This window comes from Pseudomonas rhodesiae, assembly GCF_007858255.1.
In the GTDB taxonomy this organism is placed as follows: domain Bacteria; phylum Pseudomonadota; class Gammaproteobacteria; order Pseudomonadales; family Pseudomonadaceae; genus Aquipseudomonas; species Aquipseudomonas rhodesiae.
The window spans coordinates 41,797-56,197 of the sequence record NZ_VFEU01000020.1 but is presented as its reverse complement, the minus strand read 5'-3'; the positions used below and the strand labels follow the sequence as shown (position 1 = coordinate 56,197).

Here is a 14,401-nt window from a genome sequence, read left to right as displayed (position 1 = left end):
GCCTATAATGCGCGGCAACAAATGCACTCGTAGCTCAGCTGGATAGAGTACTCGGCTACGAACCGAGCGGTCACAGGTTCGAATCCTGTCGAGTGCACCATTTAAGAGTTAGCTGCAGCGATGCAGGTAGCTTGGCTTCAACCAGTTGTGATCTGGTCTAAAAAACACAATCTGCACTCGTAGCTCAGCTGGATAGAGTACTCGGCTACGAACCGAGCGGTCACAGGTTCGAATCCTGTCGAGTGCACCATACAAACAAAAAGCCCGCCTAGCGCGGGCTTTTTGCCGTCTGGGGTTTTATCTTTTTTCTCTCGGCCCATGTGTTTTCCTTTCCGTCTGCGTCGTCGCAGTTCATAGATGCGGCCAATACTCAGCTTTGGCTCGCAAGCGCTTGTTCTTTCCAGTTTTTTAACGTTAAAAGCGGACGCAAGGTGTATCATTGCGCCCGTCAGCCCCGCCGGGGCTTGTGGAATACCTCCATGGACTTACCCAGTAGTTACTCAGTGCCCCGTTTCACCAATCATGAATTGACTGATTGATCCTTCCGGCGTGCCCCGCTGCTGGGAGTGGAGTTCGCCTATGACCGAAGTTGAAGTAAAGAAAACTCAAGAAAGCCTGCAGGATCGCCTTGCTCAAGTTATCGAGCTGCTGCAGCGCCAGCGTGTGGTCGAAGACCTAACGCACCGCCAGGAAGGTCCTCACCACGACCGCGTCGAAAACCTGGTGCACCGGCAAAACCTCGTCGAGCTGCAACGCAAGCTCGATGATCTGCACTCCGCCGACGTTGCCTACATACTTGAAGCCCTCCCGCTCGATGATCGACTGACCCTGTGGCAGTTGGTCAAGGCCGACCGTGATGGCGACATCCTGCTCGAAGTGTCGGACTCGGTGCGTGAAACCCTGATCGCCGACATGGACGATCACGAGTTGTTGGCGGCGGCCAAGGAGATGGACGCCGACGAACTGGCCGACCTGGCGCCCGAATTGCCGCGTGACGTTGTCCACGAGCTGATGGAGGCCCTTGACGGTCAGCAGCGCGAGCGCGTGCGCTCAGCGTTGTCCTACGATGAGGATCAGGTCGGCGCCCTGATGGACTTCGAGATGGTCACCATCCGTGAAGACGTCAGCCTGGAAGTGGTACTGCGCTATCTACGTCGATTGAAAGAATTGCCAAGCCACACCGATAAGCTGTTCGTGGTGGATTACGAAGGTATTCTCAAGGGTGTGCTGCCGATCAAGCGGCTGCTGGTCAACGACCCTGAGAAAAAAGTGGCCGACTTGATGGCCAGCGACACGGTGAGCTTTCATCCTGACGAAGATGCTTACGAAGCGGCTCAGGCCTTTGAGCGTTACGACTTGATTTCGGCTCCCGTGGTCGATAAGAACGGCAAGCTGATCGGTCGTCTGACTATCGATGAAATCGTCGACCTGATCCGTGAAGAGAGTGAAACCGAAGTCCTCAACATGGCGGGTCTGCGTGAAGAGGAAGATATTTTTGCCTCGGTTTGGCGTTCGCTGCATAACCGCTGGGCGTGGCTGGCAATCAACCTGATTACTGCGTTTATCGCATCCCGCGTGATCGGATTGTTCGAAGGCTCCATCGAGAAGCTGGTGGCGTTGGCGGCGCTGATGCCAATTGTGGCAGGCATCGGCGGCAACTCAGGCAACCAGACGATTACCATGATTGTGCGTGCGATGGCGCTGGATCAGGTGAGTACTGCCAACTCGTCGCGATTGCTGCGCAAAGAATTGGCGGTGGGCTTGATCAATGGTCTGGTATGGGGTGGCGTGATCGGCGTCGTGGCTTACTTGCTGTATGGCAGTTGGTCGCTGGGGGTAGTGATGACTGCTGCCATGACCCTTAATCTGCTGCTTGCGGCGCTGATGGGCGTGTTGATCCCTATGACTTTGGCGCGCCTGGGGCGCGATCCTGCCATGGGCGCCAGCGTGATGATCACGGCCATGACCGACAGCGGCGGCTTCTTTATCTTCCTGGGCCTGGCGACGATCTTTCTCCTCTAAGCCAACTCGATGCGCGGCTGCCCGGCCGCTACGCCGCAAGAGCGAGCAGACTTGCTCTTGCGGTTGTTTTCACAAATCCCACGCAAAAAAAAGCCAGCACTAGGCTGGCTTCGGCTTTCGGTTGCACATCAATCGGCTTCTGCGGCCGCCTCAACGTCGTGCGCGATGAGCGAGACGAGAGCATTTTGCTGGCGATGGGAGAGCTGACGAAAACGCTGCAGCAGTTCGCGTTCGTGCAGCGACAGCTCAGGACTGTCCAGGCGCATGCTCAACTCTTCACCCAGCGCACCTTCCTGAATAAGGCTCTGTTCCAGGCGCGCGATGATTTCGGAGTTCATGCTGCGGTGATGATTGCGAGCCACCTCGGCAATGCGTTCCCGCATTCCGTCTGGCAGACGTACGACGAACTTGTCAGCCGTACGGCTGGAATAAATTGCCTGTTTCAATGGGCGCATATATTTAACCGGTTAGTTCAGGGGAGCGGTTTCTGGAATTGGCCGCAAGATGAGTGTTAAGACAAGACTCACGACCAAAGTTCAACCCGAATTGCAAAGAGGCCGCATCATGCCTCACATTTGCCAGTTCCTTGGCGTCAATTCTGTGACAAATATTGAACTGCCTGGAGGCTTTATGCCAGCACTGATTTGCATTTTTGCGGACTGGTTGGAAAACATTCACTTGAGGGGCTACCCAGATGGAACTATCCCAAAACCCAGTCACGGCAGGGTTTGAGGCCGCACATCCTATAGCAAAGTGGCCTTTTGCCCTTATCTTTAAGACTAGTGGCAAATGGCCGATTGGCTAGGTTGCGGCGACGTAAGGTATGGAGGAAGAGGAGCTTTCAGCGTAGGACTGGATCGAATTTGATGCGACGGCCCACGAAAAGGGTGAGCACGAATAAGCAGGCAGATACGCCGCTGGCAATCAGCGCAGTGGTTTGCTCATCTGGCGCATCTGTCCGCAGGCCATAGAGACCCGTTGCCGCGGTCAGGCATAGGAGAAGCCAGGCAGATTTGCTCATCATGTTGTCCTCAGAAAACCCAGTGTTCGGCTGCAGGGGCGGGCTGGGAGCCCTGGGTCAGGCGTACGGGAGATTGTGCGGTTGGCGTCATCACCGCCAGCTGCGGGCGTTGCTGCAGGTGGTGTGGAACAGCGTTTTGGCTGATCTGTGCCGGATCTTGCGCATTCGACGATTGAAAGTGAAACATCACCAGTGCAGCCAGGGCGACAGAATTGAGAGCTAACAGAAGGGCGCTGTTCATGGGCATGTTCTCCGTTTACCGCCTGGCTGAGTGGTGGGGTATAAGAACAGTATTGCAGGTGTCGTGCCAAACCATTATTTCAATAAAATCAATGGTTTGGAGGTGTTTATACTGCCTCTGAGGTTGCAATTTGCAACGCGACCAGTTTGCGGGAGTGCATTTTGCACGACTTAGGCCAAGTGCCTGTGTTTACGGGGCGAAACCGAAATCGCTGTAGTCAGGATCGGCTTACGGGCAAAAAGCCTAAGGACGACATGACAAAACTCACCTCCGCCGTTAACATGCACGCCGTCCATCGCCGCCATGGCTTGATGGCTGTCATTAGTCCCAGTAGCTCAATTGGATAGAGCATCCCCCTCCTAAGGGGAAGGTTGGCCGTTCGAACCGGCCCTGGGACGCCATATTCAAAGCCCCGTACGGAATATCCGGCGGGGCTTTTTTGTGCGTGCTCGAACTTTTCCAGAGCCGGTCGAACCTTGGCGGCAATCGAGGTTCACAGCAGGGACTGTCGTGTATTCGTGACAACGGTGTATCTCGAGCGCCACTGAGCTGCGTCTGAGCTGTAGCCAATTGTTTTGTACAAATTTATCCCCGGAAACTGCCTTACCGCCTGTCCGGAACCGGCCACCCAGGACTATCATGCCGATAGCCCTGTTTCTCACTGCAAGGAGCCGCTCGGAACGCCGATGCGACAGATCTGGAAATCTTTTCGAGCCCTTTATTTCGCCTCCTTGATGATGCTGATCGGCTCTGGCTTGCTCAGCACCTACCTGGCTCTGCGCCTGGCGGCTGATAACGTTGACAGCCTGTGGGTCGGTGCGCTGATGGCCGCCAACTATTTTGGTCTGGTGCTGGGCGGCAAGATTGGACACCGCCTGATTGCCCGAGTGGGGCATATCCGCGCCTATGCCACCTGTGCCGGGATTGTCGGTGCGGCGGTGTTGGGCCATGGCCTGGTCGATTGGTTGCCAGCCTGGATCGTGCTGCGGGTGATCGTGGGGCTGGGCATGATGTGCCAGTACATGGTCATTGAAAGCTGGCTCAACGAACAGGCTGACGCCAAGCAGCGGGGTGTGGTGTTCAGTGGCTATATGATCGCCTCTTATCTGGGCCTGGTACTGGGTCAGTTGATTCTGGTAATGCATCCCCAGCTCGGCCTGGAACTGTTGATGCTGGTCGCGTTGTGCTTTGCGCTCTGTCTGGTACCGGTTGCCATGACTCGGCGCATTCACCCGGCGCCTTTGCGGCCGGCTCCGATGGAGCCGCGCTTCTTTATCAAGCGCGTGCCGCAGTCGCTGAGTACTGTGTTGGGCGCGGGGCTGATCGTCGGCTCCTTCTACGGTTTGGCGCCGCTGTATGCCTCCCAGCAGGGGTTGACGACCGAGCAGGTCGGCTTGTTCATGGGTAGCTGCATCTTTGCCGGGTTGGTGGTGCAGTGGCCGTTGGGCTGGCTGTCGGATCGTTATGATCGCGCGCTGCTGATTCGTTGCTTCGCGCTTTGCCTGGCGGTGGCGTCATTGCCGTTGGCGATTCTCACTCAGGTGCCGCTGGAGGTACTGTTCATCGCCGGATTCCTGTGCTCGTTGGTGCAGTTTTGCCTGTACCCGCTGGCGGTGGCGTTTTCCAACGACCATGTCGAAGGTGACCGCCGGGTATCTTTGACGGCCATGCTGTTGGTTACCTATGGCGTCGGCGCCAGTGTCGGGCCTTTGTTGGCGGGTGTGGTGATGAAGTTGTTCGGCAGTCAGATGCTGTACGCGTTTTTCACCTTGTGCGCGCTGATCCTGGTGTGGCGGATTAGGCCCAAGGCGGTCACCAATCTGCATCAGGTGGACGACGCGCCTTTGCATCACGTCGCGATGCCCGACAGTATGTCCAGTTCGCCGCTGGTCGCGGCGCTCGATCCGCGGGTGGATGAGCAAGTGGTGCAGGATCAGATGCAAACGAGCCCTGAGCCCGAAGTCGAGCCGCCGCAGCCACCGCAGCCACCACCGGTCGAGGAGCCGAGTGCCGAGGCACCTGCCGAACAGCCGGACTCCGACGAGCATCCCAACGGCTTGAGTGGGGCGCGTCCCTAATAACGAAAAACGGGCAGACCCCTGAGGGTCTGCCCGTTTTTTATTGCGACCTGTTGCGCTTAAAAGTCGTCGTCTTTGTCGAAACGCCGTGCTTCGCGCTGCAATTGGTAAACGAAACGCTCGACCTGTCGCTGCACCAGCCCGCTCATATTATGGAAGCGTACGCCGGCGAAGGTGGTGTTGATCTTCTCTTCGAAGTGCAGGTAGCGCAGTTCGACCGAGGTGGTCATGCTGCCGAAGGGCAGGGCGGCGATAAATCGATCATAGACCTGGCCCAGTTGCAGGCGCTCAGTGATGTCTCCCTCGAAGCGCAATTTGCAGCCGGTGGCGGAAATATCCAACAGCTTGCCGTTGATCGGCGCCTTGAGCTTTTCTCCACCCAGCTCGATGTTCACCAACTGTGCCAGCTTCAGGGCGGCACGAAAGGCATTCCGACGTTGGTGATAGACAACTTCGTTGGGCATGCTGCCGGTGTAGATGCGGTGACCATTCTTTTCGCTGATGGTCATGCCACCGTTGCTTTCCCACGCAACGCGCACGCCATCGTGGAAACCTTCGATGCGGAACGGCTCGCCATTTTCAAGATAGCGCTCACCGTCGCGGGGGATCATTTCGTCCATGACCAGCGTGTTACTGTCCCGATCGACATCCACCAGATAACTCTGGAAACGCTGGCTGCGCTCGTGAAACGTAATGATCAGCGGGTCATGGCTTTCTTGCAGCATTCGCAAGTTGCCGGCGATTTCCAGAGGCGTGGTGAGGACCTTGGGGGGCTGCGGAGCATCTTCCGCATTAAGAGCGTTGAACACGGTTCTTCCATCTCCAGACAAATACGACTACACGCAAGAACCGGCATTTTGCCAGCATGTAGCGCGCCTTGGATAGGGCGCGCGGTAAACCGGTATCAGGCTTGGCTGCGGGTGCTGGGTTTGACCAAGCGAGAGGTAGAGCCTTGCGCGTTATACAACGCCGGTGGCTCGCCGCCGTGGAGTATACGCAACTGGTTGGCCGTCGTAGCTTGCTGAAGCTGGATCGACTGACCATTGAGTTGGTTGGCTTCCTGGCATTGGGTAAGCAACTGATTGAGTGCTTTGCTCTGACTCAGCAGTTGGTCGCCGACCGAAGAGTGGCTGGCCAGTTGGGCCAGGCCGTCATGGTCTGCGGGCAAGCCCAGGCTGATCAGGATCTGGCTGCGTTTCTTGCCGTGCTGTTCCAGCAGGACGATCAGCGACTGCTTACGTGCGAGGATTTCCTCCAGCAGTGGCATGTCCCGGCCATAGAGGGCCAAGGATTCTTCTTTCAGCAGCTCGAGCAATTGTTGCGTCGGCGCTAGATCATCGATGATCAGTTGAAGCAGGGTTTCGTCGTGATGCATGGCTGGCCTTGGGTTTTAAGCGTCCAAAAGCCCGGCGCAGGCCTTTGCCTAGCGCTCGGCTTCGAAGTTAAGCAGCTTGCTGGCTACACGGTTGCTGTCGACTTTATAGCTGCCATCAGCGATTGCCTGTTTCAACTCGGCCACGCGGGCTTTATTGACAACCGGTTGATCGCGCAGCGAGTCAGTGACCTTCTGCAACTGTTGAGCCTCATTGCTCAGGTGTACCGATTCCCCGCTCTGGCTGGCGCTGGTTTGTTCCGTCTTGGCAGGCACTGGGGCCTTGGTTTCCGCACTTTCTTTGGCACCCGTGGTGCGTGCAGTACCAGACGTTGCCGGGGAGTTATTTAAACGACTGAAATCAATGACCATGATAAAAAACCTCTGGGTATTTGGACGCTTGCCATGTTTTCGGCCATACCCGGATAAACTTTAGGCGCGAATGACAATAAATCTCCACACGGGACTTCTCGTGCACAGTGTAGGAAAACCCAGCGTCCTCTACCAGCGATCTATAAAGCCACCTCGACTTGTCCTGGGGCGGTCACGCGCGCTTTGATTACACGGTTTGAATTGAGGTTTTTAACCCGGATCTGCTCGCTCATACCGCCATTGGACAGTGCTTCACCGGGCATTTTCACGTTCAAGGCGCCGCTGCTGGCGGAGATCACCACCTGGTCGCCCTTGCGAATCACCTCGGCCTGTTCCAGATGGACAAGAGTCAGGACCTGATCGGTGACCACTGGTCGGGTTAATTTCTGCCCGATGGCCTGGTCGAGGCTTGTCAAATACCCCTGATTGATCTGGCTGATGTCGCGCTCGCGTAAGGCGACATCCTCAAACGCGATGATGGCGGTGCGTTTGAGCGGCCGTGCGACCACCACCACATCACGGAACAGCTTGACCTGCGCCGGCACAAACACAGTCCAGGGCGAAGCGCCGTCGCATCGGACCCTTACCGTCACACGGCCGATGGGCTGGGCGGGGCTTTCCAGGGTGGCTGTCAATTCCTTGTCGCACATAGGCATGCGCAAGCGAGGGTCCAACTGGTTGACTTGGATTTCATAACGCCCCAGCGTCTGTGTAGTTGCCAGATAATCTTCTACAGTGAACTCAAGAAAGCCTTGAGTGACGCCGATAAGGAGATCAGGCAAGGTGACGTTCTCTGCGCGGGCCGTGGTGCCCAGGCAGAAAGCCAGCAATGCCATCGAGACGCTGAGCAATCTGCGGTGGCGGGGGTGTCGGGAAACTGTCGTTTTCATATCCATAGCCAACAAATAGCAAAGCTCGTGCCGTTTAGTGTCGGGTGCGCGTCGTACCCCCGAAGGTTTTAGCGTAGGAGTCTGGGCATGGCAGGTGTAATGGATTCAGTAAACCAGCGCACACAGCTGGTAGGGCAGAATCGCCTGGAGTTGTTGCTTTTTCGCCTCGACGGCGGGCAGCTGTATGGCATCAATGTGTTCAAAGTGAGGGAAGTGCTGCAATGTCCCAAGCTGACGATCATGCCCAAATCCAGTCCAGTGGTATGTGGCGTTGCCAATATTCGCGGTGCGACCATCCCGATTCTTGATCTGGCTCTGGCGACAGGCTCGTCCGGTCTTCAGGACCGTGAAAGTCCGTTCGTGATCATCACCGAGTACAACACCAAGACCCAGGGTTTCCTGGTGCGCTCGGTGGAGCGCATCGTCAATATGAACTGGGAAGAGATTCATCCACCACCCAAGGGCACCGGCCGCGATCACTACCTTACGGCGGTGACGCGGGTCGATAACCAGTTGGTGGAAATTATCGATGTGGAGAAGATCCTCGCCGAAGTGGCCCCTACCTCTGAGACGATTTCGGTGGGCGTGGTAGACGCCGAGACGGCGCACAAAGCGGTGTCCCTGCGTGTGCTGACGGTGGATGACTCTTCCGTGGCCCGTAAGCAGGTGACCCGTTGCCTGCAAACTGTCGGCGTGGAAGTGGTAGCGCTCAACGATGGCCGCCAGGCGCTGGATTACCTGCGCAAACTGGTGGATGAGGGCAAGAAGCCGGAAGAAGAATTCCTGATGATGATCTCGGATATCGAGATGCCGGAAATGGACGGCTACACTCTCACAGCCGAGATACGCAGCGACCCGCGTATGCAAAAATTGCATATCGTGCTGCATACTTCGTTGTCGGGTGTATTCAACCAGGCCATGGTCAAAAAGGTCGGGGCGGATGATTTCCTGGCCAAATTCCGTCCTGATGACCTCGCATCCCGAGTCGTCGACCGGATCAAAGCAGCAGATCACGGCTAAGGTTTATTCTTGGCGATCATACGATTTTAGAGGCGGTATCAGTGTCGACAGGTAATTTGGATTTTGAACAGTTCCGGGTCTTCCTGGAAAAAGCCTGTGGCATATTGCTCGGTGAGAACAAGCAGTACCTGGTATCCAGCCGTCTCAACAAGCTGATGGAGCAGCAGGGCATCAAGTCCCTGGGCGAGTTGGTTCAGCGGATCCAGAGTCAGCCGCGCAGTGGGCTCAAGGAGATGGTGGTCGATGCCATGACCACCAACGAAACCCTGTGGTTTCGCGATACGTATCCGTTTGAAGTGCTTAAAAGCAAGGTGCTGCCGGAGGCCATCAAGGCCAGTCCCGGACAGCGCTTGCGCATCTGGTCGGCGGCCTGTTCTTCGGGGCAGGAGCCGTACTCGATTTCCATGGCTATCGACGAGTTCGAGCGAACCAACATGGGCCAGTTGAAGGCTGGAGCGCAGATTGTCGCCACAGACTTGTCCGGGACCATGTTGAATAACTGCAAGACCGGCGAATACGACACCCTGGCGCTGGGGCGCGGTTTGTCCCAGGAGCGTTTGCAACGTTACTTCGACTCCAAAGGCGCGGGCCGCTGGGCGGTGAAAGCGCCGATCAAGAGCCGAGTGGAGTTTCGCTCGTTCAACCTGCTCGACAGTTACGCCAGCCTGGGCAAGTTCGACATGGTGTTCTGCCGCAACGTGCTGATCTACTTTTCGGCCGAGGTGAAGAAAGACATCCTGTTGCGTATCCATGGCACGCTCAAGCGTGGCGGCTACTTGTTCCTCGGTGCGTCTGAGGCGCTCAACGGCCTGCCGGATCACTACCAGATGGTGCAGTGCAGCCCGGGCATCATCTACCAGGCCAAGTAAACAAGGCCTGTGCAGTCAAAAATGTGGGAGGGGGCTTGCCCCCCGATAGCGTTGGATCAGTCACCTGTCCATGACTTGATACGCCGCTATCGGAGGCAAGCCTCCTCCCACTTTTAGTTTTGCGGCAATCCCCCATTGCCGCTTTACTGGCGCCAAGCGGAAGCCGCTTGCCGCTTTTCTGGCATTGCCGCCGGCAATGTCGGCTTAAGTCCTTGATATAAGGGGCTTGAAAAAATTGGCATGCACCTTGCTATACCTCTGTTAACGAACAGCAGGTCAGCCTAAAGGTCTCCGCCATGAGCATCAGCTTCGACAAAGCGCTCGGTATCCACGAACAAGCCTTGGGCTTCCGCGCCCAGCGTGCCGAAGTCCTGGCCAACAACATTGCCAACGCCGATACCCCGAACTACAAGGCTCGGGATCTGGACTTCTCCGCCGTGCTCGCTGCACAGCAGGACAAGACCAAAAACGGCACCTTTGCCTTGAATATGACCAACAGCCGTCATATCGAAGCACAAGGTCTGAGCAGTGGTGACGAGTCGCTGCTTTATCGCACGCCGATGCAGCCGTCCATCGACCAAAACACCGTCGACGCGCAGTTGGAGCAATCGGCCTATGCCGAGAACTCGGTGAACTTCCAGGCCAGCTTTACCCTGCTCAACAGTAAATTCAAAGGGCTGATGTCAGCCCTGCGTGGAGAGTAAGCCATGTCCCTGTCCAGTGTTTTCAATATTGCCGGCAGTGGCATGAGCGCGCAGACCACGCGCTTGAACACCGTCGCCAGTAACATCGCCAACGCCGAGACCGTGTCTTCGAGCATTGACCAAACCTACCGCGCCCGTCACCCGGTGTTCGCCACCATGTTCCAGGGCGGCCAGAGCGGTGGCAGCGATTCGCTGTTTCAGAACCAGGACGCCGCGGGCCAGGGTGTGCAGGTACTCGGCGTAGTCGAGGATCAAAGCAACCTCGAAGCCCGTTACGAGCCCAACCATCCGGCGGCGAACGAAAAAGGCTACGTGTACTACCCGAACGTCAATGTGGTCGAGGAAATGGCGGACATGATTTCGGCCAGCCGCTCGTTCCAGACCAACGCGGAAATGATGAACACCGCCAAAACCATGATGCAGAAGGTCCTGACCCTGGGTCAGTGATAAGGGGCGCCAACCATGGCCATTGTCGATACGTCCAATAACACGGCGGTTCAAGACCTTTTCAACTCGAAGGTCAAGACGGCGTCGGACAACACTAATTTAGCCGATGCTTCCAAGGCCGCGACCGGCAGCCAGTCGCTGGGCAAGGATGCATTCTTGCAGTTGCTGGTTACCCAACTGAAAAACCAGAACCCGCTGTCGCCTCAGGACAACGGTGCGTTCGTCGCTCAACTGGCGCAGTTCAGTAGCCTGGAAGGCATCAATACCCTGAATGACTCGGTGAATGCGATTTCCAGCAACTTCAGTTCCTCCCAGGCGCTGCAGGCTTCGTCGCTGGTGGGACGCTCGATCATTACCCAGACCGACAAGGCGCTGGTCGATACCAGTAAAAGCATGACCGGTTCGGTGGCGGTGACGGCGGCGACGGGCAACGTCTCCATCAAGATCTCCGACAAGGACGGCAACGTGGTCCGCACCATCGACATGGGCGCCCAAAGCGCCGGCACGTCCGACTTTATCTGGGACGGCAAGAACGACAAAGGTGAGGTGGCGGCAGCGGGTACTTATACCTTCGCGGCCACGACCAAGAACGACAAGGGCGACTCGGTGGCCCTGGCGACTTCGCTGCCAGCAACGGTGACCAGCGTGACGCTGAGCAAGACCGGCGGCGAAATGCTGCTGAACCTGGCGGGCGGCATGGGCAGCGTCAAGCTGTCGCAAATTCAGACTATCGGTACATAGAGCCGGCTAAATACGGCAGAAGGAGAGAAACATGTCTTTTAACATCGGCCTTAGCGGCCTCTATGCAGCCAACAAACAACTGGACGTGACGGGCAACAACATCGCCAACGTCGCGACCACTGGCTTCAAATCCTCTCGTGCGGAATTCGCCGATATCTACGCTGCCTCCAAGCTGGGCACCGGTCAGAACAGCATCGGTAACGGTGTGAACCTGGCGGCGGTGTCACAGCAGTTCACCCAAGGTGACGTCAACGGCAGCGGCGGTATCCTGGATATGGCTATCCAAGGCGGCGGCTTCTTCGTGCAGAAGGGCAGCGACGGCTCCCTGGAGTACACCCGTTCCGGTGCTTTCCGTGCCGACAAGGACGGCTACATCACCAACAACACCGGCACCTCGCGTCTGCAGGGTTACGCAGCGGATGAAGACGGCAAGATCATCAAGGGCGGCCTGACCGACTTGCAACTGAACCTGTCGAATCTGCCGCCGAAAGCATCCACCAAAGTGGACTCCACCAGTAACCTGAACTCCTCTGAGCCGGTGATCGACCAGACGCTCAAGCCGTTCAATCCGAGCGATACCAGCACCTTCACCACCCAGTACAGCACCACGTTGTATGACGCCCAGGGTAATGCGCACCCGATGGTGCAGTACCTGGTGAAAACCGACGGCAACAAGTGGAACGCCTACACTTTGATCGACGGCCGCAACCCGGACGGTTCGGCGCCTACCGGCACACCTTCCACGCCGCCTGTACCGTCGACCCTGAGCTTTGATGGCGCGGGCAAGCTCACCGGTATTCTCACCGGCACTGTGTCCAGCACGACGCTGACCATCACCGGGTGGGTGCCAGGCACCGTGACCAATGGCGTGTGGACGGCAAACGGTGCGGATGCCAACCCGGGCGGTATCGCCGTTAACATGGCCAACATCACTCAGTACAACTCGGCCACCTACCGTAACCCGCCAGTGACTGATGGTTATGCGACTGGCCAGATCACCGGCCTGAAAATTGACGGCAACGGGGTACTGTTCGCCACGTTCAGCAACCAGCAGAGCAAGGCCATCGGCCAAATCTCTCTGGCCAGCTTCAATAATGAACAGGGGCTGCAGCCTTCGGGCGGCACTTCCTGGCGTGAGACCTTTGCTTCGGGCCAACCGGGTTACGACACTCCGCAATCCGGTACCTTGGGTTCGATCGTGGCCAACTCGCTGGAGAACTCCAACGTCAACCTGACCAACGAACTGGTAGACCTGATCAAGGCCCAGAGCAACTACCAGGCGAACGCCAAGACCATCTCGACCCAGAGCACCATTATGCAGACCATCATTCAGATGACCTGATCCCATCGCGCTCGGTAAAAAGCCCCTCATTTGAGGGGCTTTTTTGTGGGCGCAGAAAAGTGATCGGAGGGCAGCAGTTAATTGCTGTTACGCATTGGCAGGAACGCCCGTTCCAGTCTCGCCACTGAAGTGAGCAGAACCCCATGGGGGGCACTGCAATGAACAGAGGGGCGGTGGTGATGGCAATTGCGGGAGCGTCGCGGCGCAGCGCCGTGAGTGTGCTTTACGGGGTGGATGCCAGGCAGTCGACTTCGGATGTCGTGGAACCGGTCAGCGAGGCTTCAACGGTCAAGGCACTGCTTAACGAACTATTTGATGCAACAAAAGACAACAAGTCGCAAACGGTTCAGGACGTGCGGGACAAGTTGAATGCGTTGCGCGAAAAGCTGGGTGACGAAAAATTCAAGGAGATCTTGAACAAGCTGATCGAAGAGGCGAGGGGCGAGTGGCTTGAGTTTCTCAAGCGGCTGTTGGGACAGTGGTTTCCTGATGAAGTGACACCACCGGCTCCCCCGGCACCGTCATCACCCAGAGGTGGCGGTGGGGGTGGCGGCGGTGGCGGCCAAGTTAATCCGCAGGATTTTGGCCCCTCGGAATCCATGAGCGACAAGCCGATTACCGAAGGCGCGAATTTCTACGACTATAAGCCGGACAACAGTAATCCTGGCGTTAAACCCGACAAGGGAAGAGGGGCTGGCAATATCTGGAGTGGCTTCTACCAAGGGTCTAACGGCAATTGCATTACGGTTTCAGCCATAAAGGCGGCCATGATGCATTTCGGCAAGAAACCTACGGATGTTTTCAAAAGCGTTAAAGAGGCCGGTGACGGTTATGACGTGGAAATGAGAGACGGGGTCAAAGTCCATTTATCCAAGGACGAGCTTAAACAAGCCGCACTTCACGCGCGTTTTAGAGGGGATGACCCCGAGATGTTGACTAATGCCAATTTCATGTACGCCGTTAGCGCTAAACGTGCACAGAAGGAAAATAACGATGGCGTGGCTGGACGCAGTTTCATGGCGGCGATGCAAAGTCTCAACGATGGAGAGTACGCGCGAGAAGGCCTGGACCGCTTGGGCTTGAGAGGGCATTACCGGCCGGCAACCGATGCCGATTTGAAAAGTAGCAAAGTGGGTACGGTGGAGTACGGTGGGCATTCAATGGCGGTGATCGACGGCCGTATTGAGAAATGGGGACGGCGAGGTTTAGCACCTGAGTCGGGCACTGCGACTGTGCTGATCTAAAGCGCTTTGGTATTTCGTCAGATAAAAGAAAAACCCCC

At 56.9% G+C, this 14,401-nt stretch carries 16 protein-coding genes and 3 tRNA genes; 12 read left to right on the top strand and 7 right to left on the bottom strand.

Annotated elements, in window-relative coordinates; all coding sequences use genetic code 11:
- Window positions 1–23: 23 nt before the first annotated feature.
- The 3 genes from FIV35_RS22315 (at window position 24) to mgtE (ending at window position 2,022) form a co-directional block, all read left to right on the top strand.
- A tRNA-Arg gene (locus tag FIV35_RS22315) sits at window positions 24–100 on the top strand.
- 73 nt (window positions 101–173) lie between these two features.
- Window positions 174–250: transfer RNA gene (locus FIV35_RS22310), tRNA-Arg, on the top strand.
- A gap of 329 nt (window positions 251–579) precedes the next feature.
- A complete protein-coding gene (mgtE, locus tag FIV35_RS22305) occupies window positions 580–2,022 on the top strand; it encodes a magnesium transporter (RefSeq protein WP_034099922.1) in 1,443 nt (480 codons plus the stop codon).
- A 128-nt stretch (window positions 2,023–2,150) separates the two neighbouring features.
- Here mgtE and FIV35_RS22300 read toward each other — a convergent pair whose 3' ends face one another.
- From FIV35_RS22300 to FIV35_RS22285, 3 genes are all read right to left on the bottom strand, one after another.
- Window positions 2,151–2,477 (bottom strand): Arc family DNA-binding protein, encoded by a 327-nt coding sequence (locus FIV35_RS22300; RefSeq protein WP_024076996.1) that lies wholly within the window; start codon window positions 2,475–2,477, stop codon window positions 2,151–2,153.
- A 386-nt stretch (window positions 2,478–2,863) separates the two neighbouring features.
- Window positions 2,864–3,043, bottom strand: a complete 180-nt coding sequence (locus FIV35_RS22290; RefSeq protein WP_080761473.1) for a PA3371 family protein — start codon at window positions 3,041–3,043, stop codon at window positions 2,864–2,866.
- 10 nt (window positions 3,044–3,053) lie between these two features.
- Window positions 3,054–3,284, bottom strand: a complete 231-nt coding sequence (locus FIV35_RS22285; protein ID WP_034139045.1) for a hypothetical protein — start codon at window positions 3,282–3,284, stop codon at window positions 3,054–3,056.
- A gap of 324 nt (window positions 3,285–3,608) precedes the next feature.
- Between FIV35_RS22285 and FIV35_RS22280 the strand changes: the two genes are divergently transcribed.
- Both FIV35_RS22280 and FIV35_RS22275 read left to right on the top strand, forming a co-directional pair.
- Window positions 3,609–3,685, top strand: a tRNA-Arg gene (locus tag FIV35_RS22280).
- Window positions 3,686–3,970: 285 nt separating this feature from the next.
- The gene (locus tag FIV35_RS22275) at window positions 3,971–5,362 is read left to right on the top strand and encodes an MFS transporter (protein WP_034139044.1); all 1,392 of its coding nucleotides are present in this window, start codon (window positions 3,971–3,973) and stop codon (window positions 5,360–5,362) included.
- 59 nt (window positions 5,363–5,421) lie between these two features.
- On the opposite strand, the gene FIV35_RS22270 is transcribed toward FIV35_RS22275, so the two are convergent.
- The 4 genes from FIV35_RS22270 to flgA form a co-directional block, all read right to left on the bottom strand.
- A complete protein-coding gene (locus FIV35_RS22270) occupies window positions 5,422–6,171 on the bottom strand; it encodes a flagellar brake protein (RefSeq protein WP_034099917.1) in 750 nt (249 codons plus the stop codon).
- 95 nt (window positions 6,172–6,266) lie between these two features.
- Window positions 6,267–6,737: a flagella synthesis protein FlgN gene (locus FIV35_RS22265; RefSeq protein WP_034139043.1), complete on the bottom strand. Its 471-nt coding sequence runs from the start codon at window positions 6,735–6,737 to the stop codon at window positions 6,267–6,269.
- 48 nt (window positions 6,738–6,785) lie between these two features.
- Window positions 6,786–7,106 (bottom strand): flagellar biosynthesis anti-sigma factor FlgM, encoded by a 321-nt coding sequence (flgM, locus tag FIV35_RS22260; protein WP_034139042.1) that lies wholly within the window; start codon window positions 7,104–7,106, stop codon window positions 6,786–6,788.
- A gap of 140 nt (window positions 7,107–7,246) precedes the next feature.
- Window positions 7,247–8,002 (bottom strand): flagellar basal body P-ring formation chaperone FlgA, encoded by a 756-nt coding sequence (flgA, locus tag FIV35_RS22255; RefSeq protein ID WP_034139041.1) that lies wholly within the window; start codon window positions 8,000–8,002, stop codon window positions 7,247–7,249.
- 81 nt (window positions 8,003–8,083) lie between these two features.
- On the opposite strand from flgA, the gene FIV35_RS22250 reads away from it, so the two are divergent.
- The 7 genes from FIV35_RS22250 (at window position 8,084) to FIV35_RS22220 (ending at window position 14,363) form a co-directional block, all read left to right on the top strand.
- On the top strand, window positions 8,084–9,016 hold the full coding sequence (locus tag FIV35_RS22250) for a chemotaxis protein CheV (RefSeq protein WP_034139040.1): 933 nt from the start codon (window positions 8,084–8,086) through the stop codon (window positions 9,014–9,016).
- A gap of 41 nt (window positions 9,017–9,057) precedes the next feature.
- Window positions 9,058–9,885 (top strand): protein-glutamate O-methyltransferase CheR, encoded by an 828-nt coding sequence (cheR, locus tag FIV35_RS22245; RefSeq protein WP_034099912.1) that lies wholly within the window; start codon window positions 9,058–9,060, stop codon window positions 9,883–9,885.
- 296 nt (window positions 9,886–10,181) lie between these two features.
- Window positions 10,182–10,589, top strand: a complete 408-nt coding sequence (flgB, locus tag FIV35_RS22240; protein WP_003175633.1) for a flagellar basal body rod protein FlgB — start codon at window positions 10,182–10,184, stop codon at window positions 10,587–10,589.
- Window positions 10,590–10,592: 3 nt separating this feature from the next.
- The gene (gene flgC, locus FIV35_RS22235; RefSeq protein ID WP_024076985.1) at window positions 10,593–11,036 is read left to right on the top strand and encodes a flagellar basal body rod protein FlgC; all 444 of its coding nucleotides are present in this window, start codon (window positions 10,593–10,595) and stop codon (window positions 11,034–11,036) included.
- A gap of 15 nt (window positions 11,037–11,051) precedes the next feature.
- Complete coding sequence (gene flgD, locus FIV35_RS22230) at window positions 11,052–11,777, top strand: flagellar hook assembly protein FlgD (protein WP_034139038.1); 726 nt, start codon at window positions 11,052–11,054, stop codon at window positions 11,775–11,777.
- A gap of 31 nt (window positions 11,778–11,808) precedes the next feature.
- Window positions 11,809–13,119, top strand: a complete 1,311-nt coding sequence (gene flgE, locus FIV35_RS22225) for a flagellar hook protein FlgE (RefSeq protein ID WP_034139037.1) — start codon at window positions 11,809–11,811, stop codon at window positions 13,117–13,119.
- Window positions 13,120–13,277: 158 nt separating this feature from the next.
- Window positions 13,278–14,363 carry an ANIS5 family metal-binding protein gene (locus FIV35_RS22220; protein ID WP_249040638.1) on the top strand — a complete coding sequence of 362 codons (1,086 nt, stop codon included), beginning with the start codon at window positions 13,278–13,280 and terminating at the stop codon, window positions 14,361–14,363.
- The last annotated feature ends 38 nt before the right edge of the window (window positions 14,364–14,401 follow it).

Bases quoted from the DNA above. Each gene is read 5' to 3' on its own strand.
- flgD (WP_034139038.1), top strand. From the start codon at position 11,052: ATGGCCATTGTCGATACGTCCAATAACACGGCGGTTCAAGACCTTTTC.
- mgtE (WP_034099922.1), top strand. From the start codon at position 580: ATGACCGAAGTTGAAGTAAAGAAAACTCAAGAAAGCCTGCAGGATCGC.
- FIV35_RS22220 (WP_249040638.1), top strand. From the start codon at position 13,278: ATGAACAGAGGGGCGGTGGTGATGGCAATTGCGGGAGCGTCGCGGCGC.
- FIV35_RS22250 (WP_034139040.1), top strand. From the start codon at position 8,084: ATGGCAGGTGTAATGGATTCAGTAAACCAGCGCACACAGCTGGTAGGG.
- FIV35_RS22275 (WP_034139044.1), top strand. From the start codon at position 3,971: ATGCGACAGATCTGGAAATCTTTTCGAGCCCTTTATTTCGCCTCCTTG.
- FIV35_RS22285 (WP_034139045.1), bottom strand. From the start codon at position 3,284: ATGAACAGCGCCCTTCTGTTAGCTCTCAATTCTGTCGCCCTGGCTGCA.
- flgM (WP_034139042.1), bottom strand. From the start codon at position 7,106: ATGGTCATTGATTTCAGTCGTTTAAATAACTCCCCGGCAACGTCTGGT.
- flgB (WP_003175633.1), top strand. From the start codon at position 10,182: ATGAGCATCAGCTTCGACAAAGCGCTCGGTATCCACGAACAAGCCTTG.
- flgA (WP_034139041.1), bottom strand. From the start codon at position 8,002: ATGGATATGAAAACGACAGTTTCCCGACACCCCCGCCACCGCAGATTG.
- FIV35_RS22300 (WP_024076996.1), bottom strand. From the start codon at position 2,477: ATGCGCCCATTGAAACAGGCAATTTATTCCAGCCGTACGGCTGACAAG.
- flgE (WP_034139037.1), top strand. From the start codon at position 11,809: ATGTCTTTTAACATCGGCCTTAGCGGCCTCTATGCAGCCAACAAACAA.
- flgC (WP_024076985.1), top strand. From the start codon at position 10,593: ATGTCCCTGTCCAGTGTTTTCAATATTGCCGGCAGTGGCATGAGCGCG.
- FIV35_RS22290 (WP_080761473.1), bottom strand. From the start codon at position 3,043: ATGAGCAAATCTGCCTGGCTTCTCCTATGCCTGACCGCGGCAACGGGT.
- FIV35_RS22265 (WP_034139043.1), bottom strand. From the start codon at position 6,737: ATGCATCACGACGAAACCCTGCTTCAACTGATCATCGATGATCTAGCG.